1 protein-coding gene is annotated in these 1,166 nt (G+C 60.5%); it reads right to left on the bottom strand.

The genetic code is table 11. From position 1 onward, the window contains the following. Positions 1-1,166, bottom strand: a 1,166-nt coding sequence (locus AC1EJR_RS27265) for a type VI secretion system Vgr family protein (protein ID WP_477147854.1), incomplete at both ends; no start/stop codon positions are given.

The raw sequence follows: 1,166 nt of genomic DNA, 5'->3' as shown, positions 1-1,166 counted from the left end.
AACAACCCCTTGCCGCCCCGGATGGCCCCCCAGCCAGACGTCCTGAGTTCGAACCCCTCCCCCCGCCGCTTCCACTTCCCGTCGACCATATGGCCAAGCGTCAGCTGGGATTTGCCGGAATGCTCGGTGGACAGCTTGACGTGCTCCTGCCCCTCCCAATCCTCGAACTCAAGCTTGTTATCGCTTTGCGTACGGATAACGTTGCGGGACAGCCACCGATCGTGGTTGGTAATCAGATCCGTCTGGCGACTGTTATGGTGGACATGGGCGATGTACGGCTTATTGGGATTACCGTCCCGAAACGCGATAGCCGCTTCGGTGCCGTCGATCAGCGGAAAGTGAAATCCTGTTTGCAGCGCCCCGGCAAACGGCTTGGCCAATCGCAGCGGCACGCATTCGCCACCGCCGGGCCAGTCCTCGAAATCGAAGTCGAAACGGACGGTGTAATAACCCTGCTGGGTCAGGTAGGCATATTGATATTGGCTCGGGGAGGTAATGCGCGCACTCAGCGTGCCCTGGATCTTCGGCCACTTGGCCTCGTCCAGCGGCAGCCGGAACCGTCGATCCGACGGGATCGACTTGAAGGTATTGCGATACGCCGCATCGCGCGCGCCGGTGTGGATGACCTCGGTGATGACCTGCCCATTCGGCGCGTCGGCCAGCGCAAGGTCCATCCGCAGAATCCGTGCCGGACGCAGTTCCAGCACATTGCTCTCGCCCTCGTAGACCACCTGGGAAGCCACAGCCGCCTCATGCCGAAGCTGGGCTTCCCATTTGGCGCCTTCGAAATCCAGGTGATGGGTGCCGAAGACATACGGCTGGCCGTAGGTGGTCTTGTCCTTCCTCGCGACGTTGGCTTCGCCCTTCAGCGGCTCCCACGCCAGGTCGGGGTTGTAGTCCGCCACGAGGAACGATGCGGGGACAGTTTTCGCAATAGTACGAAGGCCGATGACCGCTTCGACACCAGCCTCCAATCCCGCCGTCTCGCGATACGGCACCCGCAATTCAGGCTTGTAGAGGTAATGGTCAATGTCATCGCCAAACACCACCATCTCGCCGAACTTGCCGGGAAGGAAATAGGAATACAACCCCTCCTGCTCCATCAGCAGGCGGATGGTTTCCCAATCGGACATCTGATACTGGAAGCGGAACGCGTGCTGGGGATA

Source organism: Cupriavidus sp. 05T42, from assembly GCF_056396345.1.
The sequence above is the reverse complement of the archived record's forward strand: the minus strand, read 5'-3'. Positions and strand labels throughout refer to the sequence as shown.